The 17,195-nt window shown below is 54.6% G+C and carries 21 protein-coding genes; 1 reads left to right on the plus strand and 20 read right to left on the minus strand.

The annotated features are described in order from the left end of the window. Positions 1–278: 278 nt before the first annotated feature. The 18 genes from ACQE3Y_RS12975 to ACQE3Y_RS13060 all read right to left on the minus strand — a co-directional run bounded on the left by ACQE3Y_RS12975 (position 279) and on the right by ACQE3Y_RS13060 (position 13,433). A complete protein-coding gene (locus ACQE3Y_RS12975; RefSeq protein ID WP_426973381.1) occupies positions 279–1,925 on the minus strand; it encodes a hypothetical protein in 1,647 nt (548 codons plus the stop codon). After that, positions 1,912–2,478 carry a hypothetical protein gene (locus ACQE3Y_RS12980; protein WP_426973379.1) on the minus strand — a complete coding sequence of 189 codons (567 nt, stop codon included), beginning with the start codon at positions 2,476–2,478 and terminating at the stop codon, positions 1,912–1,914. The genes ACQE3Y_RS12975 and ACQE3Y_RS12980 overlap by 14 nt, the downstream gene beginning before the upstream one ends. Beyond that, positions 2,450–3,172, minus strand: coding sequence for a hypothetical protein (locus ACQE3Y_RS12985; RefSeq protein ID WP_426973378.1), 723 nt, complete (start codon positions 3,170–3,172; stop codon positions 2,450–2,452). The genes ACQE3Y_RS12980 and ACQE3Y_RS12985 overlap by 29 nt, the downstream gene beginning before the upstream one ends. Beyond that, complete coding sequence (locus ACQE3Y_RS12990) at positions 3,162–3,599, minus strand: tail fiber assembly protein (RefSeq protein ID WP_426973376.1); 438 nt, start codon at positions 3,597–3,599, stop codon at positions 3,162–3,164. Before ACQE3Y_RS12990 ends, ACQE3Y_RS12985 begins: the two co-directional genes overlap by 11 nt. After that, positions 3,599–5,548 (minus strand): phage tail protein, encoded by a 1,950-nt coding sequence (locus ACQE3Y_RS12995; protein ID WP_426981844.1) that lies wholly within the window; start codon positions 5,546–5,548, stop codon positions 3,599–3,601. Before ACQE3Y_RS12995 ends, ACQE3Y_RS12990 begins: the two co-directional genes overlap by 1 nt. Before the next feature lie 9 nt (positions 5,549–5,557). Next, positions 5,558–6,130, minus strand: a complete 573-nt coding sequence (locus tag ACQE3Y_RS13000; protein ID WP_426973374.1) for a phage tail protein — start codon at positions 6,128–6,130, stop codon at positions 5,558–5,560. Continuing rightward, positions 6,123–7,307 carry a baseplate J/gp47 family protein gene (locus ACQE3Y_RS13005; RefSeq protein WP_426973373.1) on the minus strand — a complete coding sequence of 395 codons (1,185 nt, stop codon included), beginning with the start codon at positions 7,305–7,307 and terminating at the stop codon, positions 6,123–6,125. Before ACQE3Y_RS13005 ends, ACQE3Y_RS13000 begins: the two co-directional genes overlap by 8 nt. Next, positions 7,304–7,633, minus strand: a complete 330-nt coding sequence (locus tag ACQE3Y_RS13010) for a DUF2590 family protein (RefSeq protein WP_426973371.1) — start codon at positions 7,631–7,633, stop codon at positions 7,304–7,306. The genes ACQE3Y_RS13005 and ACQE3Y_RS13010 overlap by 4 nt, the downstream gene beginning before the upstream one ends. After that, on the minus strand, positions 7,630–9,534 hold the full coding sequence (locus tag ACQE3Y_RS13015; RefSeq protein ID WP_426973370.1) for a phage tail tape measure protein: 1,905 nt from the start codon (positions 9,532–9,534) through the stop codon (positions 7,630–7,632). The genes ACQE3Y_RS13010 and ACQE3Y_RS13015 overlap by 4 nt, the downstream gene beginning before the upstream one ends. Before the next feature lie 74 nt (positions 9,535–9,608). After that, entirely contained in the window at positions 9,609–9,800 is a 192-nt protein-coding gene (locus tag ACQE3Y_RS13020; RefSeq protein ID WP_426981941.1) for a DUF6890 family protein, read from the minus strand. Continuing rightward, positions 9,797–10,063, minus strand: a complete 267-nt coding sequence (locus ACQE3Y_RS13025) for a putative phage tail assembly chaperone (protein WP_426973369.1) — start codon at positions 10,061–10,063, stop codon at positions 9,797–9,799. Before ACQE3Y_RS13025 ends, ACQE3Y_RS13020 begins: the two co-directional genes overlap by 4 nt. Position 10,064: 1 nt before the next feature. Further along, positions 10,065–10,238, minus strand: coding sequence for a hypothetical protein (locus tag ACQE3Y_RS13030; protein ID WP_426973368.1), 174 nt, complete (start codon positions 10,236–10,238; stop codon positions 10,065–10,067). After that, the gene (locus ACQE3Y_RS13035; protein WP_426981845.1) at positions 10,183–10,545 is read right to left on the minus strand and encodes a hypothetical protein; all 363 of its coding nucleotides are present in this window, start codon (positions 10,543–10,545) and stop codon (positions 10,183–10,185) included. The genes ACQE3Y_RS13030 and ACQE3Y_RS13035 overlap by 56 nt, the downstream gene beginning before the upstream one ends. Beyond that, positions 10,545–10,886, minus strand: a complete 342-nt coding sequence (locus tag ACQE3Y_RS13040) for a M15 family metallopeptidase (RefSeq protein ID WP_426973365.1) — start codon at positions 10,884–10,886, stop codon at positions 10,545–10,547. The genes ACQE3Y_RS13035 and ACQE3Y_RS13040 overlap by 1 nt, the downstream gene beginning before the upstream one ends. Beyond that, positions 10,883–11,173 (minus strand): holin, encoded by a 291-nt coding sequence (locus ACQE3Y_RS13045; protein ID WP_426973363.1) that lies wholly within the window; start codon positions 11,171–11,173, stop codon positions 10,883–10,885. Before ACQE3Y_RS13045 ends, ACQE3Y_RS13040 begins: the two co-directional genes overlap by 4 nt. A 4-nt stretch (positions 11,174–11,177) precedes the next feature. After that, the gene (locus ACQE3Y_RS13050; protein WP_426973362.1) at positions 11,178–11,633 is read right to left on the minus strand and encodes a phage protein; all 456 of its coding nucleotides are present in this window, start codon (positions 11,631–11,633) and stop codon (positions 11,178–11,180) included. Positions 11,634–11,635: 2 nt separating this feature from the next. Then, complete coding sequence (locus ACQE3Y_RS13055; protein WP_426981846.1) at positions 11,636–12,790, minus strand: DUF2586 domain-containing protein; 1,155 nt, start codon at positions 12,788–12,790, stop codon at positions 11,636–11,638. A gap of 166 nt (positions 12,791–12,956) precedes the next feature. Further along, positions 12,957–13,433: a phage tail protein gene (locus ACQE3Y_RS13060; protein ID WP_426973359.1), complete on the minus strand. Its 477-nt coding sequence runs from the start codon at positions 13,431–13,433 to the stop codon at positions 12,957–12,959. Positions 13,434–14,577: 1,144 nt separating this feature from the next. Between ACQE3Y_RS13060 and ACQE3Y_RS13065 the strand changes: the two genes are divergently transcribed. After that, positions 14,578–14,841, plus strand: a complete 264-nt coding sequence (locus ACQE3Y_RS13065) for an ogr/Delta-like zinc finger family protein (protein ID WP_426973358.1) — start codon at positions 14,578–14,580, stop codon at positions 14,839–14,841. Here the strand turns inward: ACQE3Y_RS13065 and ACQE3Y_RS13070 are convergent. Further along, positions 14,838–15,026 carry a hypothetical protein gene (locus tag ACQE3Y_RS13070; protein WP_426973357.1) on the minus strand — a complete coding sequence of 63 codons (189 nt, stop codon included), beginning with the start codon at positions 15,024–15,026 and terminating at the stop codon, positions 14,838–14,840. The two genes, ACQE3Y_RS13065 and ACQE3Y_RS13070, sit on opposite strands and share 4 nt — an antisense overlap. 73 nt (positions 15,027–15,099) lie before the next feature. Next, complete coding sequence (locus ACQE3Y_RS13075) at positions 15,100–17,142, minus strand: replication endonuclease (protein WP_426973356.1); 2,043 nt, start codon at positions 17,140–17,142, stop codon at positions 15,100–15,102. Positions 17,143–17,195 lie beyond the last annotated feature (53 nt).

The following is a 17,195-nucleotide window of genomic DNA, read 5'->3' on the forward strand; positions in this document are numbered from 1 at the left end:
GAACTGGCAGTATGGTTTGTAAAAAAAGAAAACTGAAATAACTTTTCAACACGAAAACCGCAGGCGGGTGCGGTGTAGTGCCATTTTCGTCACCTCCTTCGTGATTTCGTGGCGCTGCCGCTGCGCTGGTGATTCCACAGCGATACGACCCATTTAATGCCACGCCGTGCCGCCTGTAAGCAAAAGCGCCCCGCACAGAAGCGCTGGCTACGTTTTACGGGCATAAAAAAGCCCGCGCAATGCGGGCATGATGAAAAGCGATTTGATTATTGGCAAGCTTACCCAATAACGGGTTTATATTTCGTCTGGAGTCCTGCGGCACTGGTGCCGGTAGCGCTGATGGCGCTGGCGTTCTGCGGCGCTCCCGTGCCGCTGTGCGTATGGCTGGCCGTCTGCTGCGCCAGCTGCTGGATTATGTCCAGCGTGTCCAGCATCAGCTGCATAACGTTGATGGACTGACTGCCAACCCACACCACCGGCGCAATAACCTCCTGTCGTGTGCCTGCAATGCTCTGCCGCAGCTGCGCAATTTTTTCCGTCAGGCTTCCGCCTGCCTGCAAGCTGGCATCCTTCGCAATAGTGGTCACCAGATTACCACCGCTGGCCAGCGCATAATCCCCGCTGGCTATATGCTGGACAGCCCCGGCCATCAGGCTGGCCGTTCCCAGTACCGTGGTTTTATCCGTAGCCTGAACCGTGGTTTCACGTGCGACCAGCATGCGGGTTTCATCATCGGCGGTGATAACCCGGCTCATGGATAATTCACGAATAGTCTGGTCTGTCTGCCGCTCCCAGTCCCCCGCGACGGTGACGCGTTGTGAGACGCCCTCACGCTGCTGTTGCAGCTGCTCGCCGGGCTTTATGTCCGGCAGACTGTTCCCCTGCGCCAGCGTCTGACGGATAAAGGGCTTATCCGGGCGACCGTCCGTAAACGCCACTTCAACCAGCGTTCCAGGTGGCGGAAACTGAAACATGCCGGATTCATTACCGGCCATCGGCACTGGCAGCGGCACAGCGGGATAAACTGGCGTATTAGCTGCGGGCTTGCCGTCTGCATCTAGCAGTTGCAAATCCACGGCATAGCGCGGACGAAAGGGATCGGCAATATTACCGCTGGCCACGTTCTCCGCTGGCGCTTCAACGCGGGCAAATTTCGGCAAATGCTGACCGCTGGCCAACTCCGGGTACGCGCTTTCAATCTGCCTGACCAGCGGGCTTTTTATCTCAAACGGTCTGGCAACAGTTTCCCACGTCAGCGTCATTTCATCATTATGCAGACGGATCTGGCGCACGCGTTTTTCGTTCACCTCCACGCCCGGACGCAGGGACGGCACCAGCGGCAGCGTCACAGAATCACCTGCCGCCACACCCTGGCTGAACTCGGCAGGGATGGTCACCGGCTTACCGGCAAACATGCCGTGCGCTGCGCTGCCCACAAATACGTCGCCACCGGGCAACTGATACCAGATACAGTCATCAATGCCGAACGACGGACCTAATGCGGCCAGCAGCTGGTAGCCGGTTCCGCTGTGCGTAAAATGCGGGATCGGTTTATCGGCATACGCAGCATCATCCGCCAGGGTAAAGGTCAGCCCGCTTTGCTCCGTCAGCCAGTCGGTAATGGTACGCAGCGTGGGATGCTGGAAGCTGCACGGCCACGGCTTGTCAAAGATACCGACCAGTTCACGCACAAACAGGCGCTGACAGCCGTTTTCTGCCGGCTGCGTTCGTTCCACATAACCGGTAAACCAGCGGTACAGCTGGTCGGAATACCCGACGTCGATGCGCACTACCTTGCCGGTATAGTCCGTTTCAGTCTGCGCGGTAATAAAGCCACGCCCACAGGCGCTCAGCTCCAGCACCAGCTGCAGGTCTGCAAGATGCACTTCGTCCATCGATAAAAAGAGACGTTTAACTGACCGCATCGCTGTCCCCCGTGTTGCCTAATGCGATATCAATAGGCTGCAGTACCTTGCGCTCAAACCATGAGGTCCGCTCTTTTTCCCCTTCGCCGTCGATTACCTGTGCCTTGCCGTTTTGACCCTGGGCCTTTGCCGTCTGTTTGCTGTTGGCGCGGGCCTGTTTTTTCTCCGGCACGCTGACGTATTCGCGCAGCGTGAAAGAAACCGTCCAGGCCATTTTCCCGTCCTGCTGGGGTGCTTCGATCTGGCCGCTGAAAGTCGCCTCACGAAGATTAACGGCGGTGGCAGTCATATTAGCCACACGGTAGACCTTCAGTTTTCCGCTGTCAGTGGTCGCGGACCCCAGCTCAAAAATCCGGCTCAGCACTTCAGGCTTGCTGAACGGCACCAGCCCGCTGATACGCAGCTCTTTCGCTTTGATGCCCTGCTCGGAACGGGCGGTGCTGGATGACTGCCCGGACTGGTCTTTTTCCTGATACTGCATGGTAACCGTAACTTTCATATCTTTGAGCGGCACCGCTTCGCCATCAAGCGCCAGCGTAATTATCTGCGTCATAAATCATCGTCCTTAATGCGTCCAGTTCACCCACGAACATCATCGCCACGCAGTAAACAGAGGATGTCGCTGGAATATCCCGCAGCATCTCCGAGGCTGTTGTGTTGAGACTGCCGGTGCCGGTAAAAACCCATGCATCCGCGCTTTTACCTTTCAGTTCGTTCAGGGCTTCATTAATGCTGGCCAGCGCCGTATCCCGAGCCTTGCTGAAGCTGGTCAGCGCATCAGCCATGCCTGCCAGACTGGCCCCCGCGCCCGCTTCTGCTTTCGCCGCTGTAATCCGAGCTGCGTTCAACGCCTGACGGCTGGTTGATACAGACAGCGGCTGCGCGGCGGGCAGTTCGTTTGCCGCCTTTGCCGGGATCTGCATCCGCGTAACGGCCAGCTCCGCCGCCGCCTGGGCCTGTCGCCTGACCTGCGTAAATGCCGGGACCGGAAACACGGAAGTCAGCGCATCCAGATTGCTCATAAACTCCGACTGCGTATCAGCGCTCACCATGAAAACAACCACATCAGCAGAGTCTGCCTGGCCGGACAGCTTACCGGCCAGATAATTTACGGCGTTCTGCGGACTGAGGTAAACGCCGGTTTCAGCAGACTGGCCCAGCCCATAAATCCACGGATGCGCCGGAACGATTGAGCAGCTCAGCGCGGCCATTTCATCCGTAAAAGCTATCTTTGCCTTACGCCACATCGTCCGGTGCCTCTGGCCACTCGATATCTGGCGCTGTGCTGGTATCGACCCGGTTTAACATCACGCGGTATTTTTTCCAAGCTGTCAGTAGAGCGGCCTCGTCATCGGTAGCCATGCCGAGTTCTACTGCATCCTGCAGCGTATTTATGATGTCTGTCGCGACCTTCATAGAGTTCACCTTTTCCAACTGAGCAACCTTTTCTTCTTCTTCGCGGGTTGGCGCAGGACGTTCACGCAAAACAGGATAGCCATTATCATCTGCTACAATAACTTTTCCTTCACTCTGACCGTCCATTAATTTTTGCTGGTCTTCACTTGTGATTTCAATCACATCATCAGGTAAGCCATCGCCTGAATCTTTATAAACATCGATCATCTCTTTTAGATAAAAACCACCTGTAGTAGCGCTGTATAAATAATTATTCATCAGTACCCCTTAGCTATTAGCGTAAAAATACCGTTTGCATTATTTGCATATAAAATACATCCAGTTTTGCTATATGAAGGAACATAGATAGCTGAATCTGAATCATTTCCATGCCCTGCGCCGTTATAAGAAATTACTACACCTGCACAAGCATTTGGGAAAGCCACTGGGAAAGTTACATTGGCATTTACCCTATTCCCAACGCTTATGCCACTCATAACAACCTCCATCACACCAGTAGTGCTGTCCTTTGTTACAAGCCGACTCGCGGTTTTGATACTGATACTGTTTTTTAAGTTATAACGCGCGTCGCTTTCGGCTTTTGTATATGCCTGGCCTGCGGGTGTATAATTGCCTTTCGCCTGATAGCGGGCATCAAAATTCACATATGAAGTAGGTGTTACAGCACCCGAAATATTTACCGATTTGTTACAGGTAATAACGCTACTTAAAACGATATTTGTATCGTATTTATAATTCTGAAATGCACATCCATCATTATTGTCAGATCCTGCCCCAATATACCATCGCGGGTTATTATCCGTATCTCTCGCCTGTATATATACTCCACGACCTTTTGGCGCTATTAACCTCAGTGCCAGCCCTGGGTTATTTATCATTAATTCTCCAGTAACCTGCCCTCCTGCACTGCTTATATCAAACAGCCACGCTGACCAGCTTTTATTAGCAGCATTGTAAAAGCGGCGATAGCACACATTAGAATTATACGGCCGGAATTCTTGCGTACAGCCTTCAAAACCATTTGCAGCATTCTGAATAACATCCAGCGCACCGGCGACGCCTGCCTGCGGCGGATAGCCGTTAGCCTCCGTTGCGTTAGCACTGACTGGCTGTACGTACCGGCCGAATTTAGTACCGGTTAGAGTATTGATATTAATTGTGCCGAGATTGCCGCCGTCAGGAATTGCAGCCGCATCAGTGGCCGAAATGGTAATATCACCACTTAATGCCTTGCCGTTAATTTTGCGCGTTGCCGGTACAGCTTCAGCTTTGCTGTATACGTCCAGCACCTTACGTGCTGCGGGAATATTAGCCACGTCCTGCAGGTTTTTATCCTTGCGCATGTAATCACTGCTGGCTTGCTGCTCAGACAGTGCCCCTTTAGGCCGCAGGTCAGTGATAACGCCATTTTCGTCAATACTGGCCAGCGCAAAAACATAATGCTTAACACCGTTCTGCTCATAGTCTGACAGGCTGGCGGCTACCGTGACTTTTTGCTCAACCGTCCATGCACTGGTCAGCGTGCCGCGCCAGCAGACATCCAGCCAGACTTTAACCGGCTTGGTGGTAACGGTAATATTCTGGTTCGTCGCCAGCTCCGCCCGCAGGCCCGCCACATACCCCGCGCCTTTGGTCACGAAATACTGCGTGCCGGTTTTGCCCACCAGCCAGCCGTTGCCGAAAAAGGCTCCGGGGCCGTAAATATCGATATTCTCCAGCCGCTGGCGTTCGTCCATGCCCATCATGCGTGCAGTGAAATCGATCTGCCACGTCTCGGCGGGCATACTGATTGCCGTCTCCGTCTGCGCGCCGTTGAACTCCATCAGAAACGAACGCGTCAGTACGTTGCCCTGCTGTCCCGCCGTGGTTTTGATCTTCTGCTGCAGCGGAGCATGAACAATCATCGCCAGCGTGCCGCTGGCCTTGTTCATCAGACCGATCCAGTTAAAAGAGAAATCACCGGTTTCCGCGCCCAATACCACTGAATAGACCACGGCATTTTCATTCACTACGCCCGTGCGGCTAACCGCCTGACGATGCACAATCTGCGCCTTATCCGGCAGACCTTCAGCGCGGTCAATCGGCGCATCGGTATCAAGGTCCGGCACGTTGGCGAAAACAAACTCATCCAGCGCCACCGCCCCGCCATTAACGGCCTGCTGCGCTTTCCACTGCTCAAATGCTGTTGTGATTACTGTCTGACTCATTCTTTGTCCTTAAATTTTTGCCCCAAATACCGTGCTAACGTCCGCTTCAGCCAGCCTTGCTGGATAGCAGACGTACTCTCCCTGATTCCAGCCCGCCCGCAGCGCCAGCCCGTCTACCGTCATCACCTCAAACTGGTAACGGCGACAGGTTCGCCCGTACTGCCTGATGATTTCCAGCAGCAGCTGGGCGTTTGATGAAACCTGGTTATCTGTGACGCGAACCAGGATAACGTCCCAGTCGATGCCCTCCTGCCGCTCCAGCAGCTCCACATAGCCGATACCCAGCCGTTCGAAAATGCTGATAAATCCGGCCACCGAGCCCGCGTCGCGCGCATTGACGAAGGCGTAAGCCACGCGTTTGCGATACAGGCTCAACGGCTCGCCGTTGAAACGCGTAATATCGCGCTCATAGGCCAGCAGATTAAGCAGCGGCTCCGCGCAGGTCAGTGGGTTGAGCTGCTTCAGCGGCCAGTTCGCCCAGTTCAACACGCGCTGCCAGAACGTCGTGCAGGCGCGCAGCAGTTTGGCCGGCTCGCCCTTGTCCATCCAGGAGGGCAGCGTCAGTTTCTGAAAGTCAGGCATCTTTAATCTCCACCGTCAGCGATTTCAGACGCGGCACGTTCAGTTCACTGATGATGTCCGGTAGCGAGAACGCTAGCGAATCGATACCCGGGAACGCAGCGTGCAACTCTTGCCCCAGACGGGAGAAGGAGAAGCGACTGTGCGGCCAGGTGCGCGTAACGTCATAGTCACCATTCTCGCGGAAGGCGCTGCGCACCAGATTTTCAATGCCACCGGCAAGCGCACGCCGTTCGTCATCGCTCAGGTTATCCGGGTTAACTACGTAAGCCGTGATGGTCAGGTCATGCAGCGTTTCTGGCATAGCGAAGCACTGCATATCATCGCCGTGACCGTGGTGGCCCTCATCGTTGATGTAGCGGTTCACCGCCTCGACAAACGGCTGCGACGCCTCGCCGCTGTCGAGCAAAATGTAAGCATTAGCGGTGCCGGGACCGCGCGGCGCGTCATGCCTGAAGTAAATGCGGTCGATACTCAGTCCGGCGACGGCGGCGATCATCGAGCGGTATACCGCATCGGTATGGTAGTTGCCGGTCAGATTGAACTGATTGCGGATGCGCTCGCGCAGTTCATTATCCGATTCCTCGTCAGCGCCCGGGGACAGCAGCCAGTCGTCCTCATTAACGGCATGAGAGATGCCCGCCACGGCAACCGGCAAAATACGGTAATAGCCCGGAGCCAGGTTCCAGGCGCCGCCCGCGTGCTCCGCCTCGACGGGAACCAGCGCGTCAGCCGCACCCGCCGGGATAGTGGTGTCCGCCGTCACGCTCAGCACGTAAACCACGCCATTGATGCGCTCCGTCTGAATCAGCGTGCCGGCGTTCACCGTTACCGCCTGCTTCGCATCTGTTTTGTAAAAACGGATCGCACCGCTGGCTTTTACCGCGGGCTTGGCCGTCAGGTTGACGCCCCATGCCAGTAGCCGCAGCATTTGTCCGCTGGCGGTGGCAACAAAGGTGTTGGCCAGCACACCATTCACCAGCGCCTCTTTGATCCACAGCACCGGCGTGGTGACGGTGGTCGAGATCAATCGCCAGAACGGCGACATGCGCGAGGTGTTGGTAATCAGCCCTTCGGCCTTCACTACCGCCTGAAACTCTGCGGCGATCGCCGCTTCGGTCACCGGCATGCCGTTGTCGGCCAGCACTTTTTCAAAATCGACGACAGGACGCTCAGTCATATATCCACTCCCAGCGAAATGCGGCCAAAATCCCAGGTCTCAGCCGTGATCCATAATCTTGTGGGCGATTCTTCGGTAATCGAAACCGTGCCCGGAATAATGCGTTCATCGTCCTCCACCAGCAGCACCATTTGCGTGATAACATCGGCGCGCAACACCGGGCTGCGCTCGGCGACCAGCCGCGTAGCCAGCCCGCTTTCAATCAGTGCGTGAACAATGTCCTGCCCAATGCTCACGCGGTTATTGCACAGCACCGGCTCCGCGCCGGCGTTGAGCGTGAAATCACCTTCGGTGATCAGTAAATCGATATACAGTGGCTCCGTCATGCCTGTAGCTCCTGCCATTCCCTTAGCTGCCCCGGCGTCATGCCGTTATTTACATAAATGGTCACGCTGCCGATATGTCTGCTGTTGTCCGTTACGCCTGGATAGCTGTTGTTAGGGTTTATTCCCCCACCGCTACCGACGCTGGCTACCTGTCCGCCCGTCAGCGCTGTTGGCGGCGGCGGCGGAGGTGACGGCGGCGGGCTATTCGGGATCGCCGTCGCCTTAATATTGATGCCGGGCAGCACGTTGAGCTTGTCTACGATCCAGTTGTAAGTGCTGCTAAACGTATTCTTTATCGTGTCCCACAGTTTGCTGAACAAGGTGCCGATGCTGGAGGCGATATCCGTCAGGCCCTGCAGCGGTGAAACGCCCTGAAACTGCTGACACAACCACTGCCAGCCAGCGGCAATACCGCTCCAGATGGTCGTGAATACATTACCGAGGTAGCTGATGTAGCTCATCAGATACTGGAACGCGGAAGTGTTCATTACCGCAGCTTTGATGTCGTTCCAGTGGGTGATCAGCAGGTAAAAACCCGCAGCCAGCAGAGCGACAGCGCCGATGATCAGCAGGATAGGCCACGACATAAAGTTGATCGACACGCCGGCCAGCACGGCGGCGATGCGCACCGCCAGCAGCACGCCGCGTATAGCACGTAACGTCACGTTCCATATCATCATCGCTTTCTGCGCCAGCCATATCGCGCCGGTGTAGATTTTGGTGACGGCGGTCAACGCCCACCAGGCGGCCTGAACACCCAGTATGACCAGCCGACCGGCACCCATCACGATATTCACCGCCGAGCCGACCGCCATAAACGCCGTCACAGCCAGCGCTGCATAGCCCACCAACTGAGCGATAATCGGGAACATTTTCATCCAGTCAGCCATCTGCTGCCCGCTGTCCACCAGCGTATTCAGAAGTTGATAAAGCACCGGCAGCATCGTCAGTCCCACCGCGATGCTAATCACATTCCAGATCGCAGATAAACGCTCCCAGGGGCTGGTCAGTTTCTCCGCCATACTCTGCAGCTGCGCCATTCCCTTGCTGCTGCCCAGCGCATTAATATGTCCCTGTAGCGCGTCGACATGCCCATAAAGCTGCTTTATGACGCCTGCGCCGCTGCCGAACGCCGCATCCAGCTCTAACTGCGCTTTCAGATTGCCGTCGATGGACGCGCCATATTTATCCTGCAGCGCTTGCAGCATCTGTGGCATCGACAGCAGGCTGCCGTTGGCATCGGTAAACGAGAGTCCCAGCTTTTCCGCCCCCTTCGCCGCGTTGGATAAAAAGTCCTGATAGGCGCTGCCCGATCCTGCGCCCAGCGAAGAGTAGAGATCACCTATCACCGCCAGTTGCTCGTTAAGGCTGATGCCAAAGTTGCTTCCTGCGCTTTGCGCGCCCTTCATCATCGCGGTGATGTCATTCAGCCCGACGTCGAAAGCTCCGCGCATATAGGCCATTTTTCCGGCCAGCTGCTCGGCAAACTGTGCATGACCGACGATGTCAGCCTCAGCGCGAAAATTGCTGAACATCTGCCGATAGAAATTAGTGGTCTCTTCCGTTGTAGCACCCAGCGCCTTATTCATTAAACTGGCGACGTTAGTCACTTTCGCCAGCCCGCCGTCGTCCAGCCCGTCGATTGCGGTGCGGATCTGCGCCGACGACTTCACATACTCATCGGCGGCGGTACCGTATTTCATGGAGAAATCCAGCGCCTGCTGCGATATCAGCGCCAGCGCGTTGTTGCTGACGCCGTGCGTCGAGGCGTCCTCCATCGCGTTAAACATCTGGATCGCCGGTGCCAGCGCGCTCTGGAGACCGCTGCCGAGTCCCTTCAGGTCGTCAACGCCGTTTTTAATTTGGGAAAAGGCCTCTCGGCCTTTGTCCTTAAACACCACTAACGCTTCCTGAGACTTTTTAAAAGATCTCGTTATTTTTTCAATCAGGCTTAATGTCAAATCCATCTGTTTCGTTACTCGCCTTTAAATGCCAACGCAATTCCGTTTGCCACGGCGACGCGTTGATTTTCCCAGTGACGATTATCAAGCCATATGGCACGGGCCAGATTTTCCGGATCGTCATTTTCATGGGGCAAATAATGACGCCGTAATATCAGATATTGCTCCAGCCCGTTATTCTCAATAGCGCGTACCCGCGCCGTCAGTTTTTTAAATCAATTTCCAGCTTGGGTACATATTGCGTGTTCACTACATCCACAATTTGCAGCGCCGCACCAGGCATCTCCAGCAGTTCGTCCAGCACCTCTTTGCATTCGACGGTAACAATGCGGCGCAGGTAGTTGTTTGCAGGAGAAATTTTATTGTCCATCGACATTTCATTGATAAATTTATTATAGGCGATGGTATTAGGCTCAAATACCAGTTCTTTGCCCGCCACGTTCATTTTGATTTGTACAGCTTTAGCCATGTTATATTCCTTTACGTTGATTAATTTCATCTACCAGCGCGTTATGGCGCGCGGCGCATTCTGAATAGAGCTGCATCCAGTTAATTAACTGCTCTGCTAATACTTTTCCGGTTGCGCCGTTAAGGCGCGGGATATTTACCGGACATTTTGTTTTCAGGTTTTCCTGATAAGGCACGTTCGGTATTTTCTGCAGTGGCGTTGTACATCCGGATAAAATCATCAGACACGCACACGTGAGTAAATACCGGCTTAACGATCTCGGTATGGATCGTTTTTGGCGTGGCATTTTTCAACGCCTCCAGCTTTTCTTCCAATGCTCTGGCATTCCGGCCGGAGGCGTTTTGCATTTGCTGCAGCGCGTTATTTCCGGCACGCTGCGCCGCCTGTTCAATCACCAGCGCCGTACTGTCGCGCTGCCAGCCAGATATTTTCCAGCCAGCAGCGAATGCGGCGATGACGGCGAGCGGCCACAGATAACGCATCAGCGCACCCCGTTATGCTCCAGGCTGAAGTGATTGCCGTCCGGGTTTGAGACAAAGCGCCCGCCCCAGCTGCCTCCCAGCGACTCCCAGTATTCGCCCAGCGGCAGATAATCTTCCGTGCGGGTCTTGTACTCCCCGTTTACCAGCAGATTAAAGTCGACCGCCAGCCGCTGCGTATGCAGGCTGTTGCTGATGCCTGCGCCACTTTTCGCATTCAGTGCCGCCTGCTGCGGTGTGCGGTACGCCTCACCGTAGGTCAGGCAGTAGCCGTGCGCCTGTGCCCAGAGGATCAACTGCGCGCTCATCACTGCAAAGCGCGCCTGTTTTTCGCTTAAGGTCATTGGTCATTCCCTTTCGTGATGCCGATGCGGCGGCGCAGCCAGACTTCAACGCCCTGCTGGCCGGCGATGCCCATCGCCGAACCAATGCCCAGCACCGCCAGCATCGGCAGCTCCGGCACGAAATAGAGCACCGCTCCCGCCGCGACGGTCAGCGCGCTGCCCAGGATCACGCGACCGAAGACCACCCGCGAGGTAATCGGGCCGCCCTCTGCCAAAAGTTTCCCCAAGGCGATTACGCCTCCCATCAGCACCAGCATATAAAAGCTCTTTTCATGCTCCTGCATCATGCGTTTATCCGATCAGGTCGCGCACGTCATCGTCGGACAGATAAGGAATGCCGTTGATGCGCACAAAATCAGGGCTGGTCACTACAAACTTGATCTTATGGGTCAGCACCGCGCCGCCTTTAGGATCGTTGTCAAGCAGGTTGCTGACTGAGAACTTGCAGCCGAACGCTTCGATTTTCAGCTCTTCATTACCCGCGCTGCCGTAGAACATGATGTCGACCGGTTCGATACCGCGCCAGCTGCCGGCACGGCGCGCCACCGCCGTCAGCTGCTGAAACGCTTTGCTGCTCAGCTCCACTTCACCCTCGGCGGAGACATCGCCCGACACCCAACCGTCCGGCACGCCGCGAGACTGCGCGGCGGCGGTGTTGTCGGTAATATCCAGGGAGATTTTCTCCATATGGATAAGGTCGCCATCGAAACGGACGTCAACGGACTGACCGGAAATTCTTTTCGCCATGGTTAATTGCTCTCCGTAAGGCTGGCATCAAGCAGCAGGCTGACAGTGATGCCTTTTGGACATTCATAAGGACGCACCACGATATAAATCGCGACTTTTTCTTTCGACTGCCAGCTGATGGTCACATCGTCATCCTGCGGCGGTTTGACTTCGCCAGAGAAGGTGACGCCGTTAATCTGCCCGGCGCGCGCCATTTCGCGCAGCGTTTTGGCGAACAGCGACTGATGCGCGGCGATGCTGCCTGGCGTGCTGTTCAGTGAACGATCGCCGATCTTCGCGATAGCCTGCAGCCTGACGCGACGCGCGACTTTATCGACGATGCGCACATACTCGATCACCTGATAGTCGCCGCCTTCCACATCCAGCGTGCGACCGTCGGCCCAGTAAAAGCCGTCATAGTCGGGATACCACATCGGCACGCTGTAACGTTTCGCCTCCAGCGCTTGCAGCGTCGCCAGATCCAATACCGTGCCGTTGCCGTCGACTGGCAGATCGTCGCGGCCCAGCGCCTGTAGCGCACCCGTCGCCACGCGACAAGGACTATCGGCGATGGTGACCGCACGATTACAGAGTCGACCGGCCAGCACGCCCGGCTCATTGCCGAACAGGCGCGGCACCAGCTGCACCGATGACGCGGCGATGCTTTCCTGTAGCGCCGATAGACGCTCTACGTAATCCGCCCAGGCTTCGCCCTGCTGCGGCTCCTGCACCGCCAGGATGAACCAGACGCGGCGGCCAAACTTAGCAAGCAGCTCGTCACGCAGCACGGCGGCTTCGTTGATCGCGGCTTTATTCGCAATAGCGTCGGTCAGCACTACCCCTTCCACGGAGGCAACGGTCTGCGCGTCACGAACGGCCTGCGCCCAGGATTCCGTTTCCACAGTTTTATTGTCGCCATCGCCGGTTTCGGTGGTGCCTAACACGCGCACATAGGCGCTCCAGTTTTGCCCGGCGTTAAGCATCGCCGCGTTCAGCATGCTTTTCAGCGTGCTGTCGCCCTCGCCGAGCAGGGCGTTAAAATCGGTTTGCGTGTTGACAGGCAATACTTTCCCGGCGTTTTTACCGCCAGTTCCGACAAACAGCAGAACGCGCTCAATTTCATCAGTTTCGCCCTGAAGCTGATTAATCTGGTTAATCTGTACAGAAGGCCACGTCATAATTTTTCCTTTACATCTCCTACATCAACATCCCAGTCTGCGCCGTCAGCTGCTGCCGACGGACAGACGCCTTGTTAAAACTTCCCTGATTTTCAGGAAAACCGCCGTATGGCTACGCCCGTTTTCCCTGAAATTCCTGCTGTTTCTTCCCCTGCCACGCTGGGTATTACGGCCTGACCGACGACGTCACTTCTGCCTCTTCCGCGATCCATATCTGCGCGTCCTCCAGCCTCCAGCGCTGACCATCGAAAGGAATCGGCCCCTTTCCGTCCGGCGCCAAATCCAACGCTTCCACTAGCGGAAGCTTTGCCACGATGGCCGCGGTACCGTCGTCGTTCATGGAAACGGTGAAAACGGGCAGCTCCGTATCGATGCCGATCTCCTCATACAGGCTGCGATCTTCCTGATTTAGCCAGGCCAGAAGCAGAGCCATCAGAAGTTTCGGATCCTGTTCCCGGTACGGAAAACGTGCCCAGCTCAGCGTGACGTCATAGCGGATAATGGCGAGCCGATACTGTCCCAATCCCATGTCGCGCTGTGCGGCGATCGGTTTCATGCTTTCCATCCGGCTACTGAAGCCTTCCATCAGGCTTGCCGACAGCGCATCGGTGATAAAGGCCGTCAGGCTTTCCAACGGGCTCATTCAATCCTCCTGGCGTTAACTGAGTACAAATGCTCTGTAAAATGGCATCCCTGCGCCTGCCTCAATTAATTTGGTTAATGAACCAGGTCATCCTTATTACCGCTTTTTTCAGCTCAGCTTTTATTCATTGGCTATAGCAAGTTCAGATATTTCATGTCTTCGTTGCCAGCGCCATTTGGCTAAGCTTATTTCCGCAGCGATAGATATTCCTTATCGCCTGTTCAGGTAGTCGCCCGCTTCTTTCCCTTAATGTAAGGAAATGAGAGTTATCGGGCGGCGCGAACAGCTATTACGGCCTCCTTTCCTGCTGCATGTGTAGTATCGCTAATTTCCTACCGCACCGCATCCAGCGCGATTCGGATATGACGCATTACCGAAGAATGCCGAAAATAAAATATCCCGATGACCATTCGTGATGAAGAAATCTTATTTCGATGATAAAAATCGCACCCTGGAGCTGTGCGAGGAAAGATATCATTGGTATGGCTTTATAGCGAAAGGGGAATGAAACGGATAAATTGCTCCGCATTACAAAAAGCGATGACGCAACATCGATAAAAGTTCTTATAAAAACGGTCACATTAAGCGCCAGCGTGATAAAACATCGCACGCTATAGCGGAAAGGGATTGTGCTGATATAGATTGATGCATGGGAAGAGGTCATGCTGATATAAATTTCTACCCGGGGAGAGTGAAGAATATAAAACAGGTTTATTACGGGTGGCTACTGAGCTTCCTCAGCGCCGAACGCGCCACGTGAGGTTTGTCGCAGCGCTGGCGGCAAACCTGAGACGCCGCTAACGCCGTGGATGGATGGCCGCATACGCCTGACTGATGCTCTAATATAAACAACCACTTGATTAACTTGGCGAATAAATCTCTGGATGGTCATTTATCCAGACCCGGAGAACCGACTACCGATGATCTTTTCCGGCAGAATAAGACCACTGCCATTTCTATAAGTAAGACACTGAACGATGCGCAGACTGCCAAAACAGGCTGCCAACGCAGAAAGTGAAAAACCTTTTTCAGCGCTCTCAAGCAAGAAAATTTATGTCATTTTATTTTTATCATAAGCAGAGAATTAGTGAATAATAGCCAGCAACAGGGTAAAATAACGCTATCTTAATTAGGGAGAAAAATCATGCGCGTTATGCGAATCGAATGTCCTGCCTGCGGCGAAAAATCAATAATTAAAAAAACAGTTCGTCACCATCGGGAATTATCCGATCTTTACTGCGCCTGTACTGATTATGAATGCGGCCATACATTCGTCATGAATGTCACCTTTTCCCATACGATCAGCCCAAGCGCCAAAAACAAAGATGATATGCTGAAAAGCCTGGTGTCAAATATTGATAATGACGACCGGCAAAAATTAATGGAGCTTTTGAAAAAACAAGCCTAAGTTCCAGCGACAGAGGAATGAACTTCTTTATAAGCTAAAGATTCCGTATGGTCCACCATCAATTCAAAAAGCCATTCAAAGGCCAGCGCCATTTCTTTTTCATTATCGCAACCCGCTTTGTTAATAAGCTTCAGCAGCAACTCCATCCGCTGAGCCACTATCACTTCCTGGAACATATCCGGCATGTGCAACCTCCATCATGTACTGTATATTAATACAGTATACATATTTACTCAAGCGGGGGAATATTTTTCCTGCTTATATTAGCGAGCCTTGCTCTTCATCACAGCTGTATCGCGCGTTAATGGTGCAACTTATCCTTTCCGTTAATCGCCCGTTGCGGTAAATAAGATAGTTACGACCGCTTATTAACAGTCTACCTCCGCGCATCAGCACGGCAATATCTCTGTCCGAACCGGCGACTCCTCGTCTTTGCAATGCCCCCGTCAAACGGTGACGCTGCGCGTGCGTACAGTTATTGACAGAACTCCAAGGGGCGGCAGAGCCGCCAGAAAAACCTGCCTCCGCTGACGCTTCGGCTTTGGCGACCTTTTCCCACTTAACCAGCCGCGTGGGAATTTCAGAGCCACGGATTTGCGGTGAATAGATACCCTGAATGCGCTGCACGTCCTCCGCGTACTCGTTGCCCTGCTCAGTGATTTCATAGCAAAGGCGGATCACCAGATCTTCACGGGATACCAGCGGGCCACCCTGCGCCTGCGTATAGGATGCCCAGCAGCCGGTATCCGCAGCGGCCAGCACGGCGTCCATCTTCGGGTCAGGCAGCTGCTTATCACGCAGTCGGCGCAGCTCACGCCAGACAGTAACAGGTGCGCCGCCGATCTGCTGAAACTGGCGGATGCGCCAGCGGGACGCCCACGCGCAAACGGCTTTGGCCATATCACGCAGGCTCTCCCCGGTTTCGTCATCTATTTCGCCATCCAGCGCATAGCCGTCGATGTTCTTTGAAATGTACTTGGCGATGTAGGCCGTAGCGCTGCCCTTGGCCGGATCGATGGCTTCGGCATGAAAGCGGGCTTTGCGGGCCTTGTCGGTGGTGAGCTCGTCGCTGTCTTCCTGATACGCATAATCACGAATAATTTCGCGCACGCGCTCGAGATGCTCCGGGCGCATAAACAGCAGCATATGCCAGTGTGGCGTCCCGTCATGGTGTGGCTCAACGACACGAAAGCCGAAAACGTGCATATCTTCACGAGAAAGCCTGGCACGGATTTTAGACCAGACCTTGCACAGATAGCGCTGTGTATCGCCCGGGCTGGCCCCGTTCCACTGTGAAACAAAGCCGCCTCTGCTGTGAACGGCATGATATTTTGATGGGGCGGTGATGGTGTAAAAATCCCCCACGCAGCCGGTTTCGCTGGCAATATCCTCGAAGCCACGCATACGTACCATCAGTTCACAACGGCGTATTGCCGGATTAGCGTTGCTGTGGTTCACCACCTCTTCCAACGCAATGCGGTAACCTTCATCGTTTATCAGGTCAAAGCGTTTGAAAAACTCCCGGTTACGTTTTTTCTGCTCTACCCATTCGCCCAGCGTACTGCGTGAAACATACGCCGATGCTGATTTCTGTACCTGCCCTACAGCGATGGCCATATGCTCCCGCTGCAGGTCACGCATCCTTTTCAGGCGTCCACGCCACCACTCTGGGGCCATCATACGCAGTAGGCCGGATTGTGCCTGGCGCAGTGGCAATACACCGTCTTCAGCATGGAATCTGGCCCAGTATGGGGGTGTAGTGCCGGTCAGCGCGGCCAGCTCAGCAAGATAACGATATGCCGTTATGGTTACCGTCGTTTCATCAGAATCAGCAGGCATGGAAACGGCGGCAGTAAATTCAACCAGGCTATAAGAAAGGAACGACGCAACGCGGTACGCCAAATCGCGAATTTTGAGGTGGCCCAGCGTTGGCAGACATTCCAGTTGTTTAATGAATGGCAACTCATGCGCTGCCGATGAAGGTAACGTATATTTTTTCTTCACCATCTTCAGGCGCGGTAATACGTTCTGCCCAAGCGTCTGGCGCAAAAACGTATTGGCGAGGCGGCGGCCATTATGGGGATTATTGAAAAGCTGCTCATAGCGGTTAGCAAAATATCCGGCTAACCAGTTGGGCATTTCGTGCAAATATTTTTCGCGCCAGCTGTGATCTGCCGGATTTACGTGCCACAGGCGGCGCTCGATGAGCGTAACATCACGCGGAACGTCAGACGCAAAATGTTCACGCCGCCAGGCATCGACTGTGTGATAGTGGCCAGCAGGGTACTGAATTTCACTCACTGCGAATTGCCTGTAGCCAAAAGATCAGCGCCAACAGGTCAACGTCTGCAGAG

Origin of the sequence: Pantoea sp. FN0305 (assembly GCF_050113845.1) — a bacterium.
GTDB classification, from domain to species: domain Bacteria; phylum Pseudomonadota; class Gammaproteobacteria; order Enterobacterales; family Enterobacteriaceae; genus Mixta; species Mixta alhagi.